The following is a 20961-nucleotide window of genomic DNA, read 5'->3' as shown; positions in this document are numbered from 1 at the left end:
GCAACCAGCGCGGAGACAGGAGGTGTCGGCACGGCGTTGAATCCTTGTTCGGTTGGCGTGAACGGTAGCTTGCCGGAGTTTACCCGGCAGGCAAACGGCTGTATATGTATATACAAGTTAACAATAACAGGATTTCACCGATGCCCGCCTATTTTGCCGAACGCGCCCTGCTGCCCAGCGGCTGGGCCCGCAATGTCCGCCTGGAGGTCGGCGCCGATGGCCGCCTGGCCGCGGTCATGGCCGATGCCGACGCCGCTGGCGCCGAGCGCCTGGCCGGCCCGCTGCTGCCAGGCATGCCCAACCTGCACTCGCATGCGTTCCAGCGGGCCATGGCGGGGTTGGCGGAAGTGGCCGGCAACCCCAACGACAGCTTCTGGACCTGGCGCGAGCTGATGTACCGCCTGGTCGGCCGGATCACCCCCGAGCAGCTGCAGGTGATCGCCCGCCAGCTGTACATCGAGATGCTCAAGGCCGGCTACACCTCGGTGGCCGAGTTCCATTACGTGCACCATGACCAGAACGGCCAGGCCTACGCCGACCCGGCCGAGCTGTCACGGCGCATCAGCGCCGCCGCCAGTGCCAGCGGCATCGGCCTGACCCTGCTGCCGGTGCTCTACAGTCATTCCGGCTTCGGCGGCCAGGTACCCAACGACGGCCAACGGCGCTTCATCAACTCCACCGAACAGTACCTGCGCCTGCAACAGCAGCTTGCACCCTTGCTGGCGCAACAGCCGGCGCAGGCACTGGGGCTGTGCTTCCACTCGCTGCGCGCGGTGACGCCGGGCCAGATCGCCGATGTGCTGGGCGCTGGCGATGCGGCCTGCCCGGTGCATATCCATATTGCCGAGCAACAGAAGGAAGTCGATGACTGCCTGGCCTGGAGTGGCCGCCGTCCGCTGCAGTGGCTGTACGAGCATGTCGAGGTAGATCAGCGCTGGTGCCTGGTCCACGCCACCCACGCCGAAGCCGACGAGGTCAGCGCCATGGCCCGCAGCGGCGCAGTGGCCGGCCTGTGCCTGACCACCGAGGCCAACCTGGGCGACGGTATCTTCCCGGCGGTGGACTACCTGGCCCAGGGCGGGCGCATGGGGATTGGCTCGGACAGCCATGTGTCGCTCAGCGTGGTCGAGGAACTGCGCTGGCTGGAGTACGGCCAGCGTCTGCGCGACCAACGGCGCAACCGCCTGTACCGGGCCGATCAGCCGATGGTCGGGCGTACCTTGTATGACGCGGCCCTGCGCGGTGGCGCCCAGGCGCTGGGACAGCCGATCGGCGAGCTCGCCGTGGGCAGGCGCGCGGACTGGCTGGTGCTCGATGGGCAGGATCCGTACCTGGCCGTGGCCGACGGCGATGCCATCCTGAACCGCTGGCTGTTCGCCGGTGGCGATCGCCAGGTGCGTGATGTGATGGTCAACGGCCGCTGGGTCGTGCGCCAGGGGCGGCATGCTCAGGAAGAGGAAAGTGCGGTGGCGTTTGTGGCGGTCCTGCGCCAGCTTCTAGCCTGAACGTGGTCCCTGCAGGAGCGGCCTTGCGTCGCGAAAGGGCCGCATAGCGGCCCCGGCGATATGTGCATTAATGCTGAAATCCTGGGGGCGCTTCGCACCCCTTTCGCGACGCAAGGCCGCTCCTACAGGGGATCGCGTCAGCCTACCGCTCAATGCCGGGCGACGATATCTCTGTCAGGCGTGCGCCAGATCAGCCGGCTGGTATCAAAGCCCTGCTGCCGCGCCTTGGCCAGCAGGTTCTCGCGCTCCCAGGCCGGCAGCGACGGTGTGCGCGACAGGATCCACAGGTACTTGCGATCAGGGCTGCCGACAATCGCCGTGCGGTAGCGCTCGTCGACGAACAGGATCCAGTAGTCGCCCTTGGCCACACCCGGCACCAGGCGGGTGAACCAGTTATCGAATTCCACCCACAGCCTGTCGGTATGCCCGGCATCCTGCGCCCAGGCATGGCCTTCGGCGCGCAACCATTCGTCACCCAGGGTGCGGCAGCGGTTGAGCACACCAACCGTGCCGTCGGGCTTGAGGTTGTAGTGGGCCTCGGACTGGGCGCAACCGTCCTGGTACTTCATCGGCAGGCGCGCCAGTTCGAACCACTTGCCTTGGTAACGCTTGAGGTCGACCGCACCTGCGGTCTTCGGCGCCAGCGGGTCGGTGGCCGAGGTGGCGCAGCCACCCAGCAGCATCACCAGGCACACGCCCAGCAGCAGGTGCAGACGCCTCATTTGAGACCCTGCCCGGAATACATCAGGACCTTGTCCGCGGCATATTGCACGCTGATGAAGCTCTTCTCGTCACCCCAGGTGCAGCTGCTCATGCCCAGAGCGCCGGAGCACTCCTTCGGCATGCCGAGCAGTTGCTCGACCTCGGCCTTGTTCATGCCGGCCTTGAGCTTGGAATAGTTTTCCTGATTGATCTTGCTGCAAGCGGTCAGGACGACGCACAAGGACAACAGGGCGAGAGAACGCAACGACATGAAGGGACACTCCTGGAGAGGGATACACAGGCGCGATGGCCTGCCAGGAGCTTAGAAGGAAAAAAGCCGTTTCGGTTCCCTGGCGCAGGTGCTTTCCCTGTACGCCATTGGTCGGGTGGCCCGCCAACCAGGAACGTGCGGCGCTGGCGCGCCAGGCAGGCCGTGCAGGAGCGCATGCTCCGGCACGGCGGGTCGTGCATCAGAACCGCGAACCGGGCTCCAGCAGGAAGTCCATCTCTTCGCTGGTGCTCGGGCGGTTCAACACCAGGTTGCGGTGCGGGAAGCGACCGAAGCGGGCAATCACCCGCTGATGCTGCTCGGCGTAGTCGAGGAACCCTTCGAACAACCGGCGATTGGCCTCGGGCTGTTCGTCCAGCAAGGTCTGGTAACGCTCGACGCACAGGTTTTGCCAGTCCAGCACCTCGGCATGCTCCAGCACCAGCAGCACGAATACCCGCTGGATCGGCAGCAGCTGGTAATCCCAGCCCTTCTGCAACCCCTGCATGGCCACCACCTGGGCACGTCGGTCGCCCTCGAAGGCGCGCGGCGTGTCGCGATGGATCATGCGCGGCAGTTGGTCCAGCAGGATAAGCAAGCCGAGCCAGCCCTGGGGGCTCTGCTGCCACTCGTCGAGCCCGCCCGCCAGGGCTTGCTCGACCAGGTCGCCGAACAGCGCCTGGGCATCGGCGTCGTGATGTTTGCCGAACCACAACGTGTTCTTCTCGTCAGCCACGGCCTGGGCACTTGTGCCCCAACCGAACCACCACTCCAGCAACGGCTGCCAAGGTGCGAGCATGACTTACTCCTTGTGGTAGGCGGTGACGCGCTCGACCTCTTCCTTCGAGCCGAGGATCACCGACACGCGCTGGTGCAGGCTCTCCGGCTTGATATCGAGGATACGCTCGTAACCGTTGGTGGAAGCGCCGCCGGCCTGCTCGATGATGAACGACATCGGGTTGGCTTCGTACATCAGGCGCAGCTTGCCCGGCTTGCTCGGCTCGCGAGCATCGCGTGGGTACATGAACAGGCCGCCACGGGTGAGGATGCGGTGCACGTCGGCCACCATCGAGGCGATCCAGCGCATGTTGTAGTTCTTCTTCAGCGGCCCGGTCTCACCGGCCAGCAGCTCGCCCACGTAGCGCTGTACCGGGGCTTCCCAGTGGCGCTGGTTGGACATGTTGATGGCGAACTCGGCGGTGGTGGTCGGTACCTGGATGTTTTCGTGGGTCAGGACGAAGCTGCCCAGCTCGCGGTCCAGGGTGAAGCCCTTGACGCCGTTGCCCAGGGTCAGGATCAGCATGGTCTGCGGGCCATAGATGGCGTAACCGGCGGCGACCTGCTCGGTACCAGGCTGCAGGAAGGCTTTTTCGTTCAGGGTTTCGTTCTGGCTCAGGTACTCGTTAGGGCAACGCAGGACCGAGAAGATGGTGCCGACCGAGACGTTGACGTCGATGTTCGACGAGCCGTCCAGCGGGTCGAAGACCAGCAGGTAGGCACCCTTGGGGTACTTGCCCGGGATCTGGTAGGCGTTGTCCATTTCCTCGGACGCCATGCCGGCCAGGTGGCCGCCCCACTCGTTGGCCTCGAGCAGGATGTCGTTGGAGATCACGTCGAGCTTCTTCTGCACTTCGCCCTGGACGTTCTCGGTGCCCATGCTGCCCAGCACGCCGCCGAGGGCGCCCTTGGACACGTGGTGGCTGATTTCCTTGCACGCGCGCGCCACCACCTCGATCAGGAAGCGCAGATCGGCAGGAGTATTGTTGCTGCGGGTCTGCTCAATCAGATAGCGACTCAGGGTAACGCGGGACATGTGTGGCTCCGAAAGGGATAGGGAAAAAACCCCCGCAGTTTACAGGGAGAGTTGCGGGCTAGCGAGCAAAGAGACTCGACTTGCGGGCTTGAGTTCAGCCAGCGCCCGGCCGATGGTCGGTTCTCCCATACGCTTCGCGGACTTTGCAGGAGCAGCCTTGAGTCGCGAAAGGGGTGCGAAGCGCCCCCATGATTTGCGCATCAAGCACATATTGATGGGGCCGCTCTGCGGCCCTTTCGCGACACAAGGCCGCTCCTGCAACGATTGCGCAAGCGTCTACATCAATCCAGCGCCTTCCAGATCTCGGTGGCGTACTCGCGAATGGTCCGGTCCGACGAGAACCAGCCCATCCGCGCGGTATTGAGCACCGCCATGCGCCACCAGTCCTGGGGCGCATGCCACAGCTCCTCGACCCGCCGCTGGGCATCCCAGTAGGCGTCGAAGTCGGCGCACAGCAGGAAGCGGTCATGGCCGACCAGCCCGTCCACCAGCCCGGCGTAGCGCGCCGGATCGTCTGGCGAGAACACCCCGCTGCGGATCGCCTGCAGCACATCGCCCAGGCGGCTGGAAGCGGCGATCGCCGCACTGGCGCCAAAATCGCCGGAACGGCCGCGGGCCTCCACCTGCTGGGCGGTCAGGCCGAAGATGAACATGTTCTCGGCACCCACCTGCTCGCACATCTCGACGTTGGCGCCATCCAGGGTGCCGATGGTCAGCGCGCCATTGAGGCCGAACTTCATGTTGCTGGTGCCGGAGGCCTCGTAGCCGGCGGTGGAGATCTGCTCCGACAGGTCGGCCGCCGGGATGATGCTCTCGGCCAGGCTGACGTTGTAGTTGGGCAGGAACACCACCTTGAGCAGCCCGCGCACGGTCGGGTCATTGTTGACCACCCGGGCGATATCGTTGGCCAGCTTGATGATCAACTTGGCCTGGTGGTAGCTGGCCGCCGCCTTGCCGGCGAAGATCTTCACCCGCGCCACCCAGTCGGTGCCCGGGTCGTTGCGCATGGCCTGGTACAGCGCCACGGTATGCAGCAGGTTGAGCAACTGGCGCTTGTACTCGTGGATGCGCTTGACCTGCACGTCGAACAGCGCCTCAGGGTTGACCGTGACGCCCACGCGGTCCTGGATGATGCTGGCCAGGGCCCGCTTGCTGTGCAGGCGCTGGGCGGCGAACTGCTTGCGGAAGCTGGCCTTGTCGGCGAACGGCGCCAGCGCCTTGAGCTTGCCTTCGGGGTTGTCCAGCAGGTCGGGCCCGAGGGCTTCGACCAGCATCGCGGTAAGCGCCGGATTGGCCTGGTACAACCAGCGGCGGAAAGTGATGCCGTTGGTCTTGTTGTTGATGCGCTGCGGGTAGAGCTTGTGCAGATCGGCGAACACCGTGCTCTTCATCAGTTTGCTGTGCAGCGCCGACACGCCATTGACACTGTGCGAGCCAAGAAACGCCAGGTTGCCCATGCGTACCCGACGGCCGTTGTCCTCCTCGATCAGCGACACCGCGCGCAGCACGTCGAAGTCGTGCAGGCCTTTGGCACGCAGGGCGTCGATATGATAGGCGTTGATCAGGTAGATGATCTGCATGTGCCGCGGCAACATGCGCTCCATCAGCGCCACCGGCCAGGTTTCCAGGGCTTCGGGCAACAGCGTGTGGTTGGTGTAGGCCAACGTGCCGACAGTCAGCTGCCAGGCGGTCTCCCAGGGAATCTCGTGCTGGTCGACCAACAGGCGCATCAGCTCGGCCACGGCGATCGACGGATGGGTGTCGTTGAGCTGTATGGCCGCGGCGTCCGGCAGGTTGAGCAAGTTGTCGTGCATGTTCAGGTGGCGGCGCAGCAGGTCCTGCAACGAGGCCGAGACGAAGAAGTACTCCTGGCGCAGGCGCAGCTCCTGGCCGGCCTCGGTGCTGTCGGCCGGGTACAGCACCCGCGAGATGCTCTCGGCCCGCGCCACCTCGGCCACGGCGCCCAGGTGATCGCCGGCGTTGAAGCGCTCCAGGTGCAGCTCTTCCAGGGCCCGGGCCCGCCACAGGCGCAGGGTGTTGACGCTGGCGCCGCGCCAGCCGACCACCGGCGTGTCATAGGCCACCGCCCGCACCGTCTCCCCCGGCCACCACACCTGGCGTGGCTGGCCGTTGCTTTCGTGCACGGTCTCGACGCTGCCGCCGAAGCTGATCGGGTAGATCACCTCGGCCCGCTCGAATTCCCAGGGGTTGCCGAAATCCAGCCAGTTCTCGGTCTGCTCCTGCTGCCAACCATCGACCAGCGCCTGGCGGAACAGACCGTGCTCGTAGCGGATGCCGTAGCCATGGGCGGCAATGCCCAGGGTCGACATGCTTTCCATGAAGCACGCGGCCAGGCGCCCGAGGCCGCCATTGCCCAGCGCCGCGTCGGGTTCGAGCAGGCGAATACGCTCCAGGTCGACGTCCAGGCCTTGCAGGGCTTCGCGGGCGATCTCCAGGTAGCCGAGGTTGCTCAGGCTGTCGTACAGCAGCCGGCCGATGAGGAATTCGAGGGAGAGGTAGTAGACCCGCTTCTGGCTGCGTCGATAGGCCTGGCGGGTGTGATCCATCCAGTGGTCGACCATGTGGTCGCGGGCCGCCAGGGCGATGGCCTCGAACCAGTCATGGTCGAAGGCGTGCTCCGGGTCCTTGCCGACCGCGTAGGTCAGCTTGGCCAGGACGGCATCGCGGAACGCGGCGACCTCTTGATGATGAGCTTCGGCCTCACGGGCCTTGTTTTCCTGGGACATGGGACATCCTCGGGCAAGTAGGCGAAAGCGCAGGGAGATTGTTCAGCCTAGACGCTCTGACACACAGCGACAGTGAGGGTTCGCGGTTTTCACCTTGGCGCAGGGAATCGGGCAAAAGGTTGTTCACAAATTGAACAACTCCGGTATCATCGCGCGCCCCAAGACCGTGATACCCCCCATAACGATGAAAACGACCCTGATCGCCGCCGCCGAAGTCGACCGCCTGGAGACCTGGCAGCGCTATGCCAGCCACATGTGCGGCGGCTGCCACTCGACCTGCTGCACCTTGCCGGTGGAGGTGAAGATCAAGGATCTGATCCGTATCGGCGTGGTGGACGAGTTCGAGAAAGACGAGCCGCCAAAGAACGTGGCCAAGCGCCTGCAGAAGGAAGGCATCATCGAGCGCTTCAACCAGAAGTCGGGGATCTTCACCCTGACCCGGATGAGCAACGACGACTGCATGTACCTGGATCGCAAGAGCCGGCTGTGCACCATCTACGACAAGCGTCCGGACACCTGCCGCAACCACCCCAAGGTCGGGCCGCGGCCGGGGTATTGCGCGTACAAGCCCAAGGTGGTCGGGCGCTGAAGTTGTTTTTGCTTGAGATCCTGGGGCTGCTGTGCAGCCCATCGCGACGCAAGGCCGCCCCTACGGGGGACCGCGATCTCTTGTAGGAGCAGCCTTGCGTCGCGATGGGCCGCAAGGCGGCCGCACATTCCGAAGGCAAACAAAAACGCCCCCGGCCTTTGGACCGGGGGCGTTTTCATTCAGCCTGAACTAATGACTCAGTTCTTGGCTTTCTTGGCAGCGCGGGTACGCTCGCCTTCGTCGAGGATCTTCTTGCGCAGACGGATCGACTTCGGCGTCACTTCGCACAGCTCGTCGTCCTGGATGAATTCCAGGGCCTGCTCGAGGGTGTGGCGAACTGGCGGAACCAGGGCGATGACTTCGTCCTTGCCCGAAGCACGCATGTTGTCGAGCTTCTTGCCTTTGGTCGGGTTCACGCCCAGGTCGTTGTCACGGCTGTTCAGGCCGATGATCTGACCGTTGTAGATCTCCTGGCCGTGCTCGACGAACAGCTTGCCGCGCGCCTGCAGGGTTTCCAGCGAGTAGGTCAGCGCCTTGCCGGTCTCGACCGAAACCAGGACGCCGTTCAGGCGGCCGGACATCTGGCCCGACTTCATGGTGTCGTAGCGATCGAAGATCGAAGTCAGGATGCCTGCACCGTTGGTCAGGGTCAGGAACTGGTTACGGAAACCGATCAGACCACGGGCTGGAATGTTGTACTCCAGGCGCACACGGCCCTTGCCATCCGGCACCATGTTGGTCAGGTCGCCTTTACGCAGGCCCATCTCTTCCATGACCTTGCCCTGGGATTCTTCAGGGATGTCGATGGTGACGTTCTCGAACGGCTCCTGCTTGGTGCCGTTGACTTCGCGGATGATCACTTCAGGACGGCCCACGGCCATCTCGAAGCCTTCACGGCGCATGGTTTCGATCAGAACCGACAGGTGCAGCTCGCCACGGCCCGATACCTTGAACTTGTCAGGGGAATCGGTTTCCTGAACGCGCAGGGCAACGTTGTACAGCAGCTCTTTGTCCAGACGGTCCTTGATGTTACGGCTGGTGACGAACTTGCCTTCCTTGCCGCAGAACGGCGAGTCGTTGACCTGGAAGGTCATCGAAACGGTCGGCTCGTCGACGGTCAGCGGCTTCATCGCTTCGACGGTATCCGGAGCGCACAGGGTGTCGGAGATGAACAGCTCGTCGAAACCGCTGATGCAGACGATGTCGCCAGCCTGGGCTTCTTCGACGTCGACGCGGTGCAGGCCGTGGTGGCCCATCAGCTTGAGGATACGGCCGTTACGCTTCTTGCCTTCGGTGTCGATGGCAACAACCGGGGTGTTCGGCTTGACGCGACCACGGGCGATGCGGCCAACGCCGATAACACCGAGGAAGCTGTTGTAGTCCAGTGCCGAGATCTGCATCTGGAACGGGCCGTCACGGTCAACCGACGGTGCGGGTACGTTGTCGATGATCGACTGGTACAGGGCGGTCATGTCTTCGCCCATGGCGGTGTGGTCCAGACCGGCGATGCCGTTCAGGGCCGAGGCGTAGACGACTTTGAAGTCCAGCTGTTCGTCGGTGGCGCCGAGGTTGTCGAACAGGTCGAAGATCTGGTCCAGAACCCAGTCAGGACGCGCGCCCGGACGGTCGACCTTGTTGATCACGACGATTGGCTTCAGGCCGGCTTCGAAGGCCTTCTTGGTCACGAAGCGGGTTTGCGGCATCGGGCCGTCCTGGGCGTCGACCAGCAGCAGCACGGAGTCGACCATCGACATTACACGCTCGACCTCGCCACCGAAGTCGGCGTGGCCGGGGGTGTCGACGATGTTGATGTGGTAGCCGTTCCAGTTGATGGCGGTGTTTTTCGCCAGAATGGTAATACCGCGCTCTTTTTCTTGGTCGTTGGAGTCCATGACGCGCTCGTCGTTGAGCTCGTTACGCTCCAGGGTGCCGGACTGACGCAGGAGTTTGTCGACCAGGGTGGTTTTACCATGGTCAACGTGGGCGATGATGGCGATGTTACGCAGATTTTCGATCACAACTGTATCTCGATCAGAGGATTCGGTTGCCACCTAGTGTAGGCGGCGAATATGTACGGTTTGAGGCTCAGCGGGCCCGATGGTCGGGAGGGCGATGGCGGATGCTGCCGCCATACAGCCCTGGCGTCTTATGTCGGACGATAAACACGCACATTGGCATGTCCCTCACTGAGCAGGTGGTGTGCGTGCAAACGGCTCATCACACCTTTGTCGCAATACAGCAAGTACTGGCGCGTAGGGTCCAGGTGCTTGAACTTGCTGTTGATCGCATAGAACGGCATGGCCTGGACTTCGATACCGTCCAGCGCCAGAGGTTCGTCTTCCTGGGCATCGGGGTGACGAATGTCGATGACGATCTGGCCAGGCAGCGCCTCGGCCACGTCCTCGATTTCGATGTCCTTGCCCAGCTCATCGATCACGTGGTCGATGGAGATGAACTTGGCGCGCTCAAGGGCGCGCTCGAGCACGGCCATGTCGAACTGCTTTTCTTCGTGCTCCATGCGGTGACGCTTGGCATGGGTGGTCGGGTTCACCGAGATCACGCCGCAGTATTCGGGCATGTGCTTGGCGAAGTCGGCGGTGCCGATTTCGCTGGCCTGGTCGATGATGTCCTGCTTGTGGCTGGCCAGCAATGGGCGCAGCACCAGCTTGTCGGTGGCCGAGTCGATGATCGACAGGTTCGGCAAGGTCTGGCTGGAGACCTGGGAAATCGCCTCGCCGGTGACCAGCGCGTCGATCTGCAGGCGCTCGGCCATGTGCGCGGCACCGCGCAGCATCATGCGCTTGAGGGTCACGCCCATGTAGCTGTTGTCGACCTTGTTGAGGATCTCGCCGACCACTTCCTCGAACGGCACGCTGATGAACAGCACGCGCTGGCTGCTGCCGTACTTTTTCCACAGGTAGTGGGCCACTTCCATCACGCCCAGTTCGTGGGCACGACCGCCGAGGTTGAAGAAGCAGAAGTGGGTCATCAGGCCACGGCGCATCATCTGGTAGGCCGCCACGGTGGAGTCGAAACCACCGGACATCAGTACCAGGGTCTGCTCCAGGGCGCCCAGCGGGTAACCGCCGATGCCGTTGTGCTGGTTGTGGATCACGTACAGGCGCTGGTCGCGGATCTCGATGCGCACCACCACTTCAGGCGTCTTCAGGTCGATGCCGGCGGCGCCGCACTGCTGGCGCAGCTGGCTGCCGACGTAGCGGTCGACGTCCATCGAAGTGAAGTCGTGGTGGCCGCCGCGCTTGCAGCGCACCGAGAAGCGCTTGCCGGCCAGCAGGTGGCCGAAGTGCTGCTTGCACTTGGCGACGATGTCGTCGAAGTCGCCCAGCGGGTATTCCTCGACCTGCAGGAAGTGGGTGATACCCGGGGTGCAGGTGAGGCGCTCGATCATCTCGCGCTGGATCTTCTCGTCCTCGACGCGGGTGACCACCTCGAGATTGTCCCAGACGCCATCGACCGCGAGCTCAGGATCGAGGTCCTTGAGCACGACGCGGATGTTCTTGCCGAGCTGGCGGATGAAGCGCTTGCGCACCGGCCGGCTCTTGATGGTGATCTCTGGGAAGACTTTGACGATAAGTTTCATTGGTTTAACAGCGCGCGCAGGGCCTGCCGAAAATAGGGGGCGCGAATTATAGCGGAAATCGCTCAAGGTTTGAGCAACTTTTGTACAGAAGGTTTGATTTACCGAGCCCGAACCCTGCGCCGCACCTGTAGGAGCCGGCTTTGCCGGCGAAAGGGCCAACCCAGGCACTGCAAGGTGATCATCAGGATCGAAGTAGGCCGTTAAGCCTGGGGCTGCCCATGCAGCCGCTTTCGCCGGCAAAGCCGGCTCCTACAGGCGCGACACGCATCGCACCAAAATAGCGCACGACATCTTGCTCACGCCCTCAATGCGTGCACGAATGCTTCCTGCAGCTAGGCTATATGCCCGCCAACGCCGGGCTTTATCCCGACCTTCGCCATTTTCGGGCACTGGCATGCAATTTGCTCCCTTGTGAGGCAGGTAAGCTTGGCCGACTATCCGCGCCCAGCGACACCCTTTTTCCAGGGCCGCGGCCAAGCGCCCTAGACCATCCGGAGGACAACATGTCGAAGTCGGTTCAACTCATCAAAGATCATGACGTCAAGTGGATTGATCTGCGTTTCACGGACACCAAAGGCGTTCAGCATCACGTGACCATGCCGGCGCGCGATGGCCTGGACGAAGACTTCTTCGAAGTCGGCAAGATGTTCGACGGTTCCTCCATCGCTGGCTGGAAAGGCATCGAAGCCTCGGACATGATCCTGATGCCGGTCGACGAGACCGCCGTGCTCGATCCGTTCACTGAAGAGCCGACCCTGATCATCACCTGCGACATCGTCGACCCGTCGAGCATGCAAGGCTACGATCGCGACCCACGTGCGATCGCCAAGCGCGCCGAAGAGTACCTGAAGAGCACCGGCATCGGTGACACCGTGTTCGCCGGCCCAGAGCCTGAGTTCTTCATCTTCGACGAAGTGAAGTTCAAGTCGGACATCTCCGGCTCGATGTTCAAGATCTTCTCCGAGCAAGGCTCGTGGATGTCCGATGCCGACGTCGAAGGCGGCAACAAAGGCCACCGTCCTGGCGTGAAAGGCGGCTACTTCCCGGTTCCGCCGTTCGACCACGACCACGAAATCCGTACCGCCATGTGCAACGCACTGGAAGAGATGGGGCAAACCGTCGAAGTCCACCATCACGAAGTGGCGACTGCCGGCCAGAACGAAATCGGCGTCAAGTTCAACACCCTGGTGAAGAAGGCTGACGAAGTACAGGCGCTGAAATACGTCGTGCACAACGTTGCCGACGCCTACGGCCGTACCGCCACCTTCATGCCCAAGCCACTGTACGGCGACAACGGTTCGGGCATGCACGTGCACATGTCGATCTGGAAAGAAGGCAAGAACACCTTCGCCGGCGAAGGCTATGCCGGCCTGTCCGACACCGCCCTGTACTTCATCGGCGGCATCATCAAGCACGGCAAGGCCCTGAACGGCTTCACCAACCCGTCGACCAACTCGTACAAGCGCCTGGTCCCAGGCTTCGAAGCCCCGGTCATGCTGGCCTACTCGGCACGCAACCGTTCCGCCTCGATCCGCATTCCTTACGTCGGCAGCCCGAAAGCCCGCCGTATCGAAGCACGCTTCCCGGACCCATCGGCCAACCCGTACCTGGCCTTCGCGGCCCTGCTGATGGCTGGCCTGGACGGCATCCAGAACAAGATTCACCCAGGCGATGCCGCCGACAAGAACCTGTATGACCTGCCGCCTGAAGAGGCCAAGGACATCCCGCAGGTTTGCGGCAGCCTGAAGGAAGCCCTGGAAGAACTGGACAAAGGCCGTGCGTTCCTGACCAAGGGCGGCGTGTTCTCCGACGACTTCATCGATGCCTTCATCGAGCTGAAGAGCGAGGAAGAGATCAAGGTCCGTACCTTCGTCCACCCGCTGGAATACGAGCTGTACTACAGCTGCTGATCTGATCGGCGCCTCGCGTCGGCGACATCAGGACGGCCTCCTTCGGGAGGCCGTTTGTTTTTCATACCCTCATCATCGGACAACACCTATTAGCCGCCGCAACGCCAAAGGCGACACTCAAGGCTTCATTCCCAAGGAGATCGCCATGCGTGCCATCACCCTCGCACTGACCTGCTGCTTCGCCCTATCCGGTTGTGCCTCCTCTGCGACCATCACGCCCACCCTGGATCAGTTGCTTACCAGCATCGATCGGCGCCTGGACCTGGCCGAAGCTGTCGCCCTGCACAAGTGGGATCACCAGCAACCCGTGCAGGCCAGCGCCCGCGAGCATCAGGTATTGGTCAGCGCACGCCAGGCCGCCGTCGCCCACCACTTGGATCCGGCACGCGTCGAGGCCTTTTTTGCCGACCAGATCGAAGCCAACAAACTCCTGCAGTACCACCTGCTCGACACCTGGCATCGCGCCCGACAGGCGCCAGCCCTTCCACGCCGCGACCTGGCCAACGAAGTGCGCCCTGAACTGGACCTGCTACAGGAACAGCTGTTGAGCGCCCTTGCCCGCTTCGACCAGACCCCACCAGACAATTGCGCCAACCACCTGGCCGACGCCTTGCAACATCGCGCCGAGGATTCCACGCGCCATCTCGCCCTGGTTCGCGCCAGCGCCCAGCTGTGCAAATTGCGCTGACCGCCCTATGCTCCATATTGGTGCATGACTTGACGGCACGCCCCATCATGCAACCCAATTTGGTTCACAAGAATCGATAAACCAGGGCTTTCTGGCTCGAATTCGCGCAGTTCCAGGTCTTTATCCGGAATTTGCGCTTCTTTTCGGAGCCTTGGTTTGGTTCTTGCATTTTCACCGCATCCAGCACTCTTCCGTGCGCGCCCCAGGCCAGAGCCGTTGGGCGCCACTGTGCCAAAAGAGGTCAACGACACCTTATGACCATCAGCGATGCACAGCACCGTCTGCTCCTGGACAACCTGACCACCGCCACGCTGCTGCTCAATGGCGAACTGCGCCTGGAGTACATGAACCCGGCCGCGGAAATGCTCCTGGCCGTCAGCGGCCAGCGCAGCCATGGGCAGTTCATCAGCGAGCTGTTCACCGAGTCGACCGAGGCGCTCAACTCGCTGCGCCAGGCCGTGGAGCACGCGCATCCGTTCACCAAGCGCGAAGCCCAACTGACCTCGCTGACCGGGCAGACCATCACCGTCGACTACGCCGTGACCTCCATCCTGCACCAGGGCCAGACCCTGCTGTTGCTCGAGGTACACCCACGCGACCGGTTGCTGCGCATCACCAAGGAAGAGGCCCAGCTGAGCAAGCAGGAAACCACCAAGATGCTGGTGCGCGGCCTGGCCCATGAGATCAAGAACCCGCTCGGCGGCATCCGCGGCGCGGCACAGCTATTGGCCCGCGAGCTGCCCGAGGACGGCCTGCGCGACTACACCAACGTGATCATCGAGGAAGCCGACCGCCTGCGAAACCTGGTCGACCGCATGCTCGGCTCGAACAAGCTGCCATCGCTGGCCATGACCAACATCCACGAGGTGCTGGAGCGCGTGTGCAGCCTGGTCGAGGCCGAGAGCCAGGGCGGCATCACCCTGGTGCGCGACTACGACCCGAGCCTGCCGGACGTGCTGGTCGACCGCGAGCAGATGATCCAGGCCGTGCTCAACATCGTGCGCAACGCCATGCAGGCCATCGGCGGGCAGAACGAGCTGCGCCTGGGCCGCATCACCCTGCGCAGCCGCGCGGTGCGCCAGTTCACCATCGGCCATGTGCGCCACCGCCTGGTGGCGCGGGTCGAGATCGTCGACAACGGCCCCGGTATCCCCGCCGAACTGCAGGACACCCTCTTCTACCCCATGGTCAGCGGCCGCCCGGACGGTACCGGGCTGGGCCTGGCCATCACCCAGAACATCATCAGCCAGCACCAGGGCCTGATCGAGTGCGAGAGCCACCCCGGGCACACCACGTTCTCCATCTACCTGCCCCTGGAACAAGGAGCCACCGCCCCATGAGCCGAAGTGAAACCGTCTGGATCGTCGATGATGATCGCTCCATCCGCTGGGTGTTGGAGAAAGCCTTGCAACAGGAAGGCATGAACACCCAGAGCTTCGACAGCGCCGATGGCGTCATGGGCCGCCTGGCCCGCCAGCAACCGGACGTGATCATCTCCGACATCCGCATGCCGGGGGCCAGCGGCCTCGACCTGCTGGCGCAGATCCGCGAACAGCACCCGGGGCTGCCGGTGATCATCATGACCGCCCACTCCGACCTGGACAGCGCCGTGGCCTCGTACCAGGGCGGCGCCTTCGAGTACCTGCCCAAGCCGTTCGACGTGGATGAAGCGGTATCGCTGGTCAAGCGCGCCAACCAGCACGCCCAGGAGCAACAGGCCCTGGAAGTCCCCCAGGCCCAGGCCCGCACCCCCGAGATCATCGGCGAAGCGCCGGCGATGCAGGAGGTGTTCCGCGCCATTGGCCGGCTCAGCCACTCCAACATCACCGTGCTGATCAACGGCGAGTCGGGGACCGGCAAGGAGCTGGTGGCCCACGCCTTGCACCGCCACAGCCCACGGGCAGCCGCGCCGTTCATCGCGCTGAACATGGCGGCGATTCCCAAGGACCTGATGGAGTCCGAGCTGTTCGGCCACGAGAAAGGCGCCTTCACCGGCGCCGCCAACCTGCGCCGCGGCCGCTTCGAGCAGGCCGACGGCGGCACGCTGTTCCTCGACGAGATCGGCGACATGCCCGCCGACACCCAGACCCGCCTGCTGCGGGTCCTGGCCGATGGTGAGTTCTACCGGGTCGGCGGGCATGTGCCGGTGAAGGTGGACGTGCGCATCATCGCCGCCACCCACCAGAACCTCGAATCCCTGGTCCAGGCCGGCAAGTTCCGTGAGGACCTGTTCCACCGCCTGAACGTGATTCGCATCCACATCCCGCGCCTGGCCGACCGCCGCGAGGACATCCCGGCGCTGGCCCGTCACTTCCTCGGCCGCGCGGCCCTGGAACTGGCCGTGGAGCCCAAGCTGCTGAAGCCGGAAACCGAGGCGTTCATCCGCAACCTGCCCTGGCCGGGCAACGTGCGCCAGTTGGAGAACACCTGCCGCTGGATCACCGTGATGGCCTCCAGCCGCGAGGTGCTGATCGGCGACCTGCCGCCAGAGCTGCTCAGCCTGCCGCAGGACGCTACGCCGGTCACCAACTGGGAGCAGGCGCTGCGCCAGTGGGCCGACCAGGCCCTGGCACGCGGCCAGAGCAACCTGCTCGACAGCGCAGTGCCGAGCTTCGAGCGGATCATGATCGAGACCGCGCTCAAGCACACCGCCGGCCGCCGTCGCGATGCGGCGCTGTTGCTGGGCTGGGGGCGCAATACCCTGACGCGCAAGATCAAGGAGCTGGGGATGAATGTCGCCGCAGAGGATGAGGACGAAGCGCAAGAGCACTGAGGCCAAAGGATGCAACGCATCGCGGGGCAAGCCCGCTGCCACGCTATTGATGCCGTGGCAGGGGGCTTGCCCCGCGAGCGCTTCATGCACCGATTACGTGCCCCTTGCACCGTGGCGAGGCAATTAATCCGGCAAAACGGCTGCAGATGTCGGCAAACCCCTGCTTTTACACACCGATAAAACTGGCACGACACCTGCAATACCCCAGGTACTTGCAGTTTTGGGGACCTCGGTACAGGCAGGCCGGGACATCCCCTCTTTTATTCGTGCAGCCGCACCTGCACCCGCCAACGCCCCGCCTCCTGCGCGCCAGCCCATTCACCGCGCAGGGGGCGTGCGGCGACCAGGGTCAGCAACAAGCCTTCCTCGCCTTTTTGCAAGCGCCAGGCCACCGGCTTGCCCTGCAACAGCAACTGGCCACGCGCGGCCTTGCCCTCGGCCTGGAACACCAGCGCCACGGTGCCCTGGACATTCTCGCCATGCAGCTGCGGCTCTTCGTTGAACCACAGCTCCAGACCACCCTGTACCACTTCCACCTGCTCCAGCACCCGCGCCTCGGGAGCTGTCAAGCGGCCGATCATCAAGCCCACGAGCATGCCGAAGATCGCCAGCGACAACAGCACTCGCGGCCAAGCCTTCGAACGCGGGTCCGCTTCGGGGGTAGAATGCTCGTCATCTTCACGCTTGGAGCCGTGCATGTTTCACGTCATCCTTTTTCAACCAGAAATTCCGCCGAATACCGGCAACATCATCCGCCTGTGCGCCAACAGCGGCTGCGCCTTGCACCTGATCGAGCCGATCAGCTTCGAACTGGACGACAAACGCCTGCGCCGCGCCGGGCTGGATTACCACGAGTATGCCACGCTCAAGCGCCACGAGAGCCTGGCTGCCTGCCTGGAAAGCCTCGGCCAGCCGCGGCTGTTCGCCTTCACCACCAAGGGCTCGCAGCCGTTCCACGAGGTCGCCTACCAACCAGGCGATGCCTTCCTGTTCGGGCCTGAAAGCCGTGGCTTGCCGGCAGAAGTGCTGGACAGCCTGCCCACCGGGCAACGCCTGCGCCTGCCGATGCGCCCAGGGTGCCGCAGCCTGAACCTGTCCAACACCGTGGCGGTGACGGTGTACGAGGCCTGGCGCCAGCAAGGGTTTGCCGGGAGTTGATGCAGGGCCTGAGCCACGCGCCGCAGCCCGCATTGCCCGCATAAAAAAAGCGCCTCGAAAGGCGCTTTTCTCATGACCGCGGCAATTACTGCACGGTCGGCACTTCACCGGCTTCCTGCATGCGCTGCATTTCTTGCGCGTACAGGGCGTCGAAGTTGACCGGCGACAGCATCAGCGCCGGGAACGAGCCACGGGTCACCAGGCTGTCCAGGGTCTCGCGGGCGTACGGGAACAGGATGTTCGGGCAGAACGCGCCGAGGGTGTGGCTCATCGAGGCGGCATCCAGGTTGGCGATCAGGAAGATACCAGCCTGCTGCACTTCGGCGATGAACGCCACTTCGTCACCGTTCTTGACGGTCACCGACAGGGTCAGCACCACTTCGTGGAAGTCGCCTTCCAGGGCTTTCTGACGGGTGTTCAGGTCCAGCGAAACGCTCGGCTCCCACTGCTGGCGGAAGATCTGCGGGCTTTTCGGCGCCTCGAACGACAGGTCGCGCACATAGATGCGCTGCAGGGAGAATTGTGGTGCGGTTTCTTCAGCGGCAGCGCCGTTGGTCTGTTGCTCGGTCATGGCAGATCCTTTTCCTAATGTTCTTGAATGCAGTGCGAATCAGGCCGCCAGCAGCGCGTCGAGCTTGCCGGCGCGCTCCAGGGCATAGAGGTCATCGCAACCACCGACGTGCGTGCTGCCGATCCAGATCTGCGGCACCGAGGTGCGGCCGGCCTTCTGGCTCATTTCGGCGCGCAGCTGGGGCTTGCCGTCGACCTTGATCTCTTCGAACGCCACGCCCTTGCTCTGGAGCAGGAACTTGGCGCGCATGCAGTAGGGGCAGTAGTCGCTGGAGTAAACGATGACGGGCTTCATGTCACTTCACCAGGGGCAGGTTATCGGCTTTCCAGCTGGACACGCCACCGCTGAGCTTGGCCGCGGTGTAACCAGCCTTGAGCAGCTCGCGGCAAATCGTGCCGGACTGCTGGCCCATCGCGTCGACGACGATCAGGGTCTTCTCTTTGTGCTTTTCCAGCTCGGTCATGCGGCTGGCCAGCTTGTCCTGCGGGATGTTCACCGCACCGACGATGTGCCCGGCCGAGTAGTCCTTGGCGGGGCGGATATCGATCACCAGCGCCTTGTCGGCGTTGACCAGCGCGGTCAGCTGGCCGTTGCTCAGGCTCTGGCCGCCGCGGCGGACTTCGTTGATCAGCAGCAAAACCAGCAGAACGACGAAGATCGCCACCAGGATGAAGTGATCTGTCGCGAATTGAATCAGGTGAGCAACCATCGGGGGTGTTCCAGGCGATTGAAAATGGCGGCCAGTATACACAGCCCCCCATGACCACCAAAGCCCACCGGGCCACCGGTAAACCGGGCTGCACGGCACCTGGCCGAGCACGCCGGTCAGGCGAGGGGAGGAATATTCGCCGCCGCTGGCGTATTTGCCCTAAAATGCGTGTCTTTATCATCTTTGAACAACCGTGAGTTTGATTGATGACGAGCACGCCTAAACCCCTGGTCCTGATCATCCTGGATGGCTTCGGTCACAGCGAAAGCCCCGAATACAACGCCATCTACGCCGCCAACACACCGGTCTACGACCGCCTGCGCGCCACCCAGCCGCATGGCCTGATCTCCGGTTCCGGCATGGACGTGGGGCTGCCCGACGGGCAGATGGGCAACTCGGAAGTCGGTCACATGAACCTCGGCGCCGGGCGTGTGGTGTACCAGGACTTCACCCGGGTGACCAAGGCCATCCGCGATGGCGAGTTCTTCGCAAACCCCGTGCTTGGCGGCGCGGTGGACAAGGCCGTCGGCGCCGGCAAGGCCGTGCACATCCTCGGCCTGCTCTCCGACGGCGGCGTGCACAGCCACCAGGACCACCTGATCGCCATGGCCGAACTGGCCGCGCAGCGTGGCGCCGAGAAGATCTACCTGCACGCCTTCCTCGACGGCCGCGACACCCCGCCGCGCAGCGCCCAGTCGTCCATCGAACTGCTCGACGCCACCTTCGCCAAGCTGGGCAAGGGCCGCATCGCCAGCCTGATCGGCCGCTACTACGCCATGGACCGCGACAACCGCTGGGACCGTGTCAGCGCCGCCTACAACCTGATCGTCGACAGCGCCGCCGAATACACCGCCGACAACGCCCTTGCCGGCCTGCAAGCGGCCTACGCCCGCGACGAGAGCGACGAGTTCGTCAAAGCCACGCGCATTGGCCAGGCGGTCAAGGTCGAAGACGGCGACGCCGTTATCTTCATGAACTTCCGCGCCGACCGCGCCCGCGAGCTGTCGCGGGTGTTCGTCGAGCCTGATTTCAACGAGTTTGCGCGCGCGCGCCTGCCCAAGCTGGCGGCCTACATCGGCCTGACCCAGTACTCGGCGAAGATCCCGGCCCCGGCGGCCTTCGCCCCGGCCAGCCTGCACAACGTGCTCGGCGAATACCTGGCGAAAAACGGCAAGACCCAGCTGCGCATCGCCGAAACCGAGAAGTACGCCCACGTCACGTTCTTCTTCTCGGGCGGACGCGAAGAGCCGTTCGAAGGCGAGGAACGCATCCTCATCCCGTCGCCGAAGGTCGCCACCTACGACCTGCAGCCAGAAATGAGCGCCCCGGAGGTCACCGACCGCATTGTCGAGGCCATCGAGCAGCAGCGCTTCGACGTGATCGTGGTCAACTACGCCAACGGCGACATGGTCGGCCATACCGGCGTGTTCGAGGCGGCGGTCAAGGCCGTGGAAGCCCTGGATGGCTGTGTCGGGCGCATTGTCCAGGCCCTGGACAAGGTCGGCGGCGAAGCGTTGATCACCGCCGACCACGGCAACGTCGAGCAGATGGAAGACGAGTGCACAGGCCAGGCGCACACCGCCCACACCACCGAGCCTGTGCCGTTCATCTATGTCGGCAAGCGCAGCGTCAAGGTTCGCCAAGGCGGTGTGCTGGCCGACGTGGCGCCGACCATGCTCAAGCTGATGGGGCTGGAAAAACCAGCGGAAATGACCGGAACCTCGATCCTGGTCGATGCCTGATCGAGACCTGTTCGCCGGCAAGCCGGCGCCTACACAAGCCTCGTAGGAGCCGGCTTGCCGGCGAACGGCAGCGCTAAAACACCTGGTTTCCAGACAAACGCCTCGCCGCACACGCCGCGAGGCGTTTTTTTTGCAGGCCCGCGCGGGCATACTAGGCCAGTCTCCATCCCTGGTACGCCCAACCC

19 protein-coding genes are annotated in these 20961 nt (G+C 63.8%); 8 read left to right on the top strand and 11 right to left on the bottom strand.

What is annotated here, in order from left to right; all coding sequences use genetic code 11:
* The first annotated feature begins 140 nt into the window (after nucleotides 1-140).
* Entirely contained in the window at nucleotides 141-1505 is a 1365-nt protein-coding gene (locus KSS95_RS04845) for a formimidoylglutamate deiminase (protein ID WP_217852128.1), read from the top strand.
* Between the two features lie 149 nt (nucleotides 1506-1654).
* On the opposite strand, the gene KSS95_RS04840 is transcribed toward KSS95_RS04845, so the two are convergent.
* From KSS95_RS04840 to KSS95_RS04820, 5 genes are all read right to left on the bottom strand, one after another.
* Nucleotides 1655-2227, bottom strand: a complete 573-nt coding sequence (locus KSS95_RS04840) for a lipocalin family protein (RefSeq protein WP_217852126.1) — start codon at nucleotides 2225-2227, stop codon at nucleotides 1655-1657.
* Nucleotides 2224-2478, bottom strand: a complete 255-nt coding sequence (locus tag KSS95_RS04835; protein WP_217852125.1) for an outer membrane protein assembly factor BamE — start codon at nucleotides 2476-2478, stop codon at nucleotides 2224-2226. The genes KSS95_RS04840 and KSS95_RS04835 overlap by 4 nt, the downstream gene beginning before the upstream one ends.
* A gap of 199 nt (nucleotides 2479-2677) precedes the next feature.
* A complete protein-coding gene (locus tag KSS95_RS04830) occupies nucleotides 2678-3274 on the bottom strand; it encodes a DUF924 family protein (protein WP_217852123.1) in 597 nt (198 codons plus the stop codon).
* 3 nt (nucleotides 3275-3277) lie between these two features.
* Nucleotides 3278-4288, bottom strand: a complete 1011-nt coding sequence (locus tag KSS95_RS04825; RefSeq protein WP_217852121.1) for a class 1 fructose-bisphosphatase — start codon at nucleotides 4286-4288, stop codon at nucleotides 3278-3280.
* A gap of 281 nt (nucleotides 4289-4569) precedes the next feature.
* Nucleotides 4570-7035: a glycogen/starch/alpha-glucan phosphorylase gene (locus KSS95_RS04820; protein WP_217852119.1), complete on the bottom strand. Its 2466-nt coding sequence runs from the start codon at nucleotides 7033-7035 to the stop codon at nucleotides 4570-4572.
* Between the two features lie 184 nt (nucleotides 7036-7219).
* On the opposite strand from KSS95_RS04820, the gene KSS95_RS04815 reads away from it, so the two are divergent.
* A complete protein-coding gene (locus tag KSS95_RS04815; protein WP_016712459.1) occupies nucleotides 7220-7624 on the top strand; it encodes a YkgJ family cysteine cluster protein in 405 nt (134 codons plus the stop codon).
* A gap of 197 nt (nucleotides 7625-7821) precedes the next feature.
* Here KSS95_RS04815 and typA read toward each other — a convergent pair whose 3' ends face one another.
* Nucleotides 7822-9642, bottom strand: coding sequence for a translational GTPase TypA (gene typA, locus KSS95_RS04810; protein ID WP_217852117.1), 1821 nt, complete (start codon nucleotides 9640-9642; stop codon nucleotides 7822-7824).
* Between the two features lie 128 nt (nucleotides 9643-9770).
* Nucleotides 9771-11225 (bottom strand): tRNA uracil 4-sulfurtransferase ThiI, encoded by a 1455-nt coding sequence (gene thiI / locus KSS95_RS04805; protein WP_217852115.1) that lies wholly within the window; start codon nucleotides 11223-11225, stop codon nucleotides 9771-9773.
* Nucleotides 11226-11728: 503 nt separating this feature from the next.
* Here thiI and glnA point away from each other — a divergent pair.
* The 4 genes from glnA to ntrC all read left to right on the top strand — a co-directional run bounded on the left by glnA (nucleotide 11729) and on the right by ntrC (nucleotide 16596).
* Nucleotides 11729-13135 (top strand): type I glutamate--ammonia ligase, encoded by a 1407-nt coding sequence (glnA, locus tag KSS95_RS04800; protein ID WP_134691388.1) that lies wholly within the window; start codon nucleotides 11729-11731, stop codon nucleotides 13133-13135.
* A gap of 145 nt (nucleotides 13136-13280) precedes the next feature.
* Nucleotides 13281-13823, top strand: a complete 543-nt coding sequence (locus KSS95_RS04795) for a chorismate mutase (protein ID WP_217852113.1) — start codon at nucleotides 13281-13283, stop codon at nucleotides 13821-13823.
* Between the two features lie 254 nt (nucleotides 13824-14077).
* The gene (gene glnL, locus KSS95_RS04790; protein ID WP_217852111.1) at nucleotides 14078-15163 is read left to right on the top strand and encodes a nitrogen regulation protein NR(II); all 1086 of its coding nucleotides are present in this window, start codon (nucleotides 14078-14080) and stop codon (nucleotides 15161-15163) included.
* Entirely contained in the window at nucleotides 15160-16596 is a 1437-nt protein-coding gene (ntrC, locus tag KSS95_RS04785; RefSeq protein ID WP_217852109.1) for a nitrogen regulation protein NR(I), read from the top strand. The genes glnL and ntrC overlap by 4 nt, the downstream gene beginning before the upstream one ends.
* Nucleotides 16597-16856: 260 nt before the next feature.
* On the opposite strand, the gene KSS95_RS04780 is transcribed toward ntrC, so the two are convergent.
* A complete protein-coding gene (locus KSS95_RS04780; RefSeq protein ID WP_217852108.1) occupies nucleotides 16857-17294 on the bottom strand; it encodes a hypothetical protein in 438 nt (145 codons plus the stop codon).
* Between KSS95_RS04780 and trmL the strand changes: the two genes are divergently transcribed.
* Entirely contained in the window at nucleotides 17293-17754 is a 462-nt protein-coding gene (gene trmL / locus KSS95_RS04775) for a tRNA (uridine(34)/cytosine(34)/5-carboxymethylaminomethyluridine(34)-2'-O)-methyltransferase TrmL (protein ID WP_217852106.1), read from the top strand. The genes KSS95_RS04780 and trmL overlap by 2 nt on opposite strands.
* 85 nt (nucleotides 17755-17839) lie before the next feature.
* On the opposite strand, the gene secB is transcribed toward trmL, so the two are convergent.
* Genes secB through KSS95_RS04760 form a run of 3 tightly spaced genes read right to left on the bottom strand, consistent with a single transcriptional unit; the run spans nucleotide 17840 to nucleotide 19034 of the window.
* Nucleotides 17840-18325 (bottom strand): protein-export chaperone SecB, encoded by a 486-nt coding sequence (gene secB / locus KSS95_RS04770; RefSeq protein WP_134691382.1) that lies wholly within the window; start codon nucleotides 18323-18325, stop codon nucleotides 17840-17842.
* A gap of 39 nt (nucleotides 18326-18364) precedes the next feature.
* Complete coding sequence (gene grxC, locus KSS95_RS04765) at nucleotides 18365-18619, bottom strand: glutaredoxin 3 (RefSeq protein ID WP_217852104.1); 255 nt, start codon at nucleotides 18617-18619, stop codon at nucleotides 18365-18367.
* A 1-nt stretch (nucleotide 18620) separates the two neighbouring features.
* On the bottom strand, nucleotides 18621-19034 hold the full coding sequence (locus tag KSS95_RS04760; protein WP_217852102.1) for a rhodanese-like domain-containing protein: 414 nt from the start codon (nucleotides 19032-19034) through the stop codon (nucleotides 18621-18623).
* Nucleotides 19035-19240: 206 nt separating this feature from the next.
* Between KSS95_RS04760 and gpmI the strand changes: the two genes are divergently transcribed.
* The gene (gene gpmI, locus KSS95_RS04755; RefSeq protein WP_217852100.1) at nucleotides 19241-20776 is read left to right on the top strand and encodes a 2,3-bisphosphoglycerate-independent phosphoglycerate mutase; all 1536 of its coding nucleotides are present in this window, start codon (nucleotides 19241-19243) and stop codon (nucleotides 20774-20776) included.
* The last annotated feature ends 185 nt before the right edge of the window (nucleotides 20777-20961 follow it).

It is taken from the genome of Pseudomonas muyukensis (assembly GCF_019139535.1).
Lineage (GTDB): Bacteria > Pseudomonadota > Gammaproteobacteria > Pseudomonadales > Pseudomonadaceae > Aquipseudomonas > Aquipseudomonas muyukensis.
Note: the sequence above shows the minus strand (reverse complement) of the source record. Positions and strands in the feature narration are given on the sequence as shown.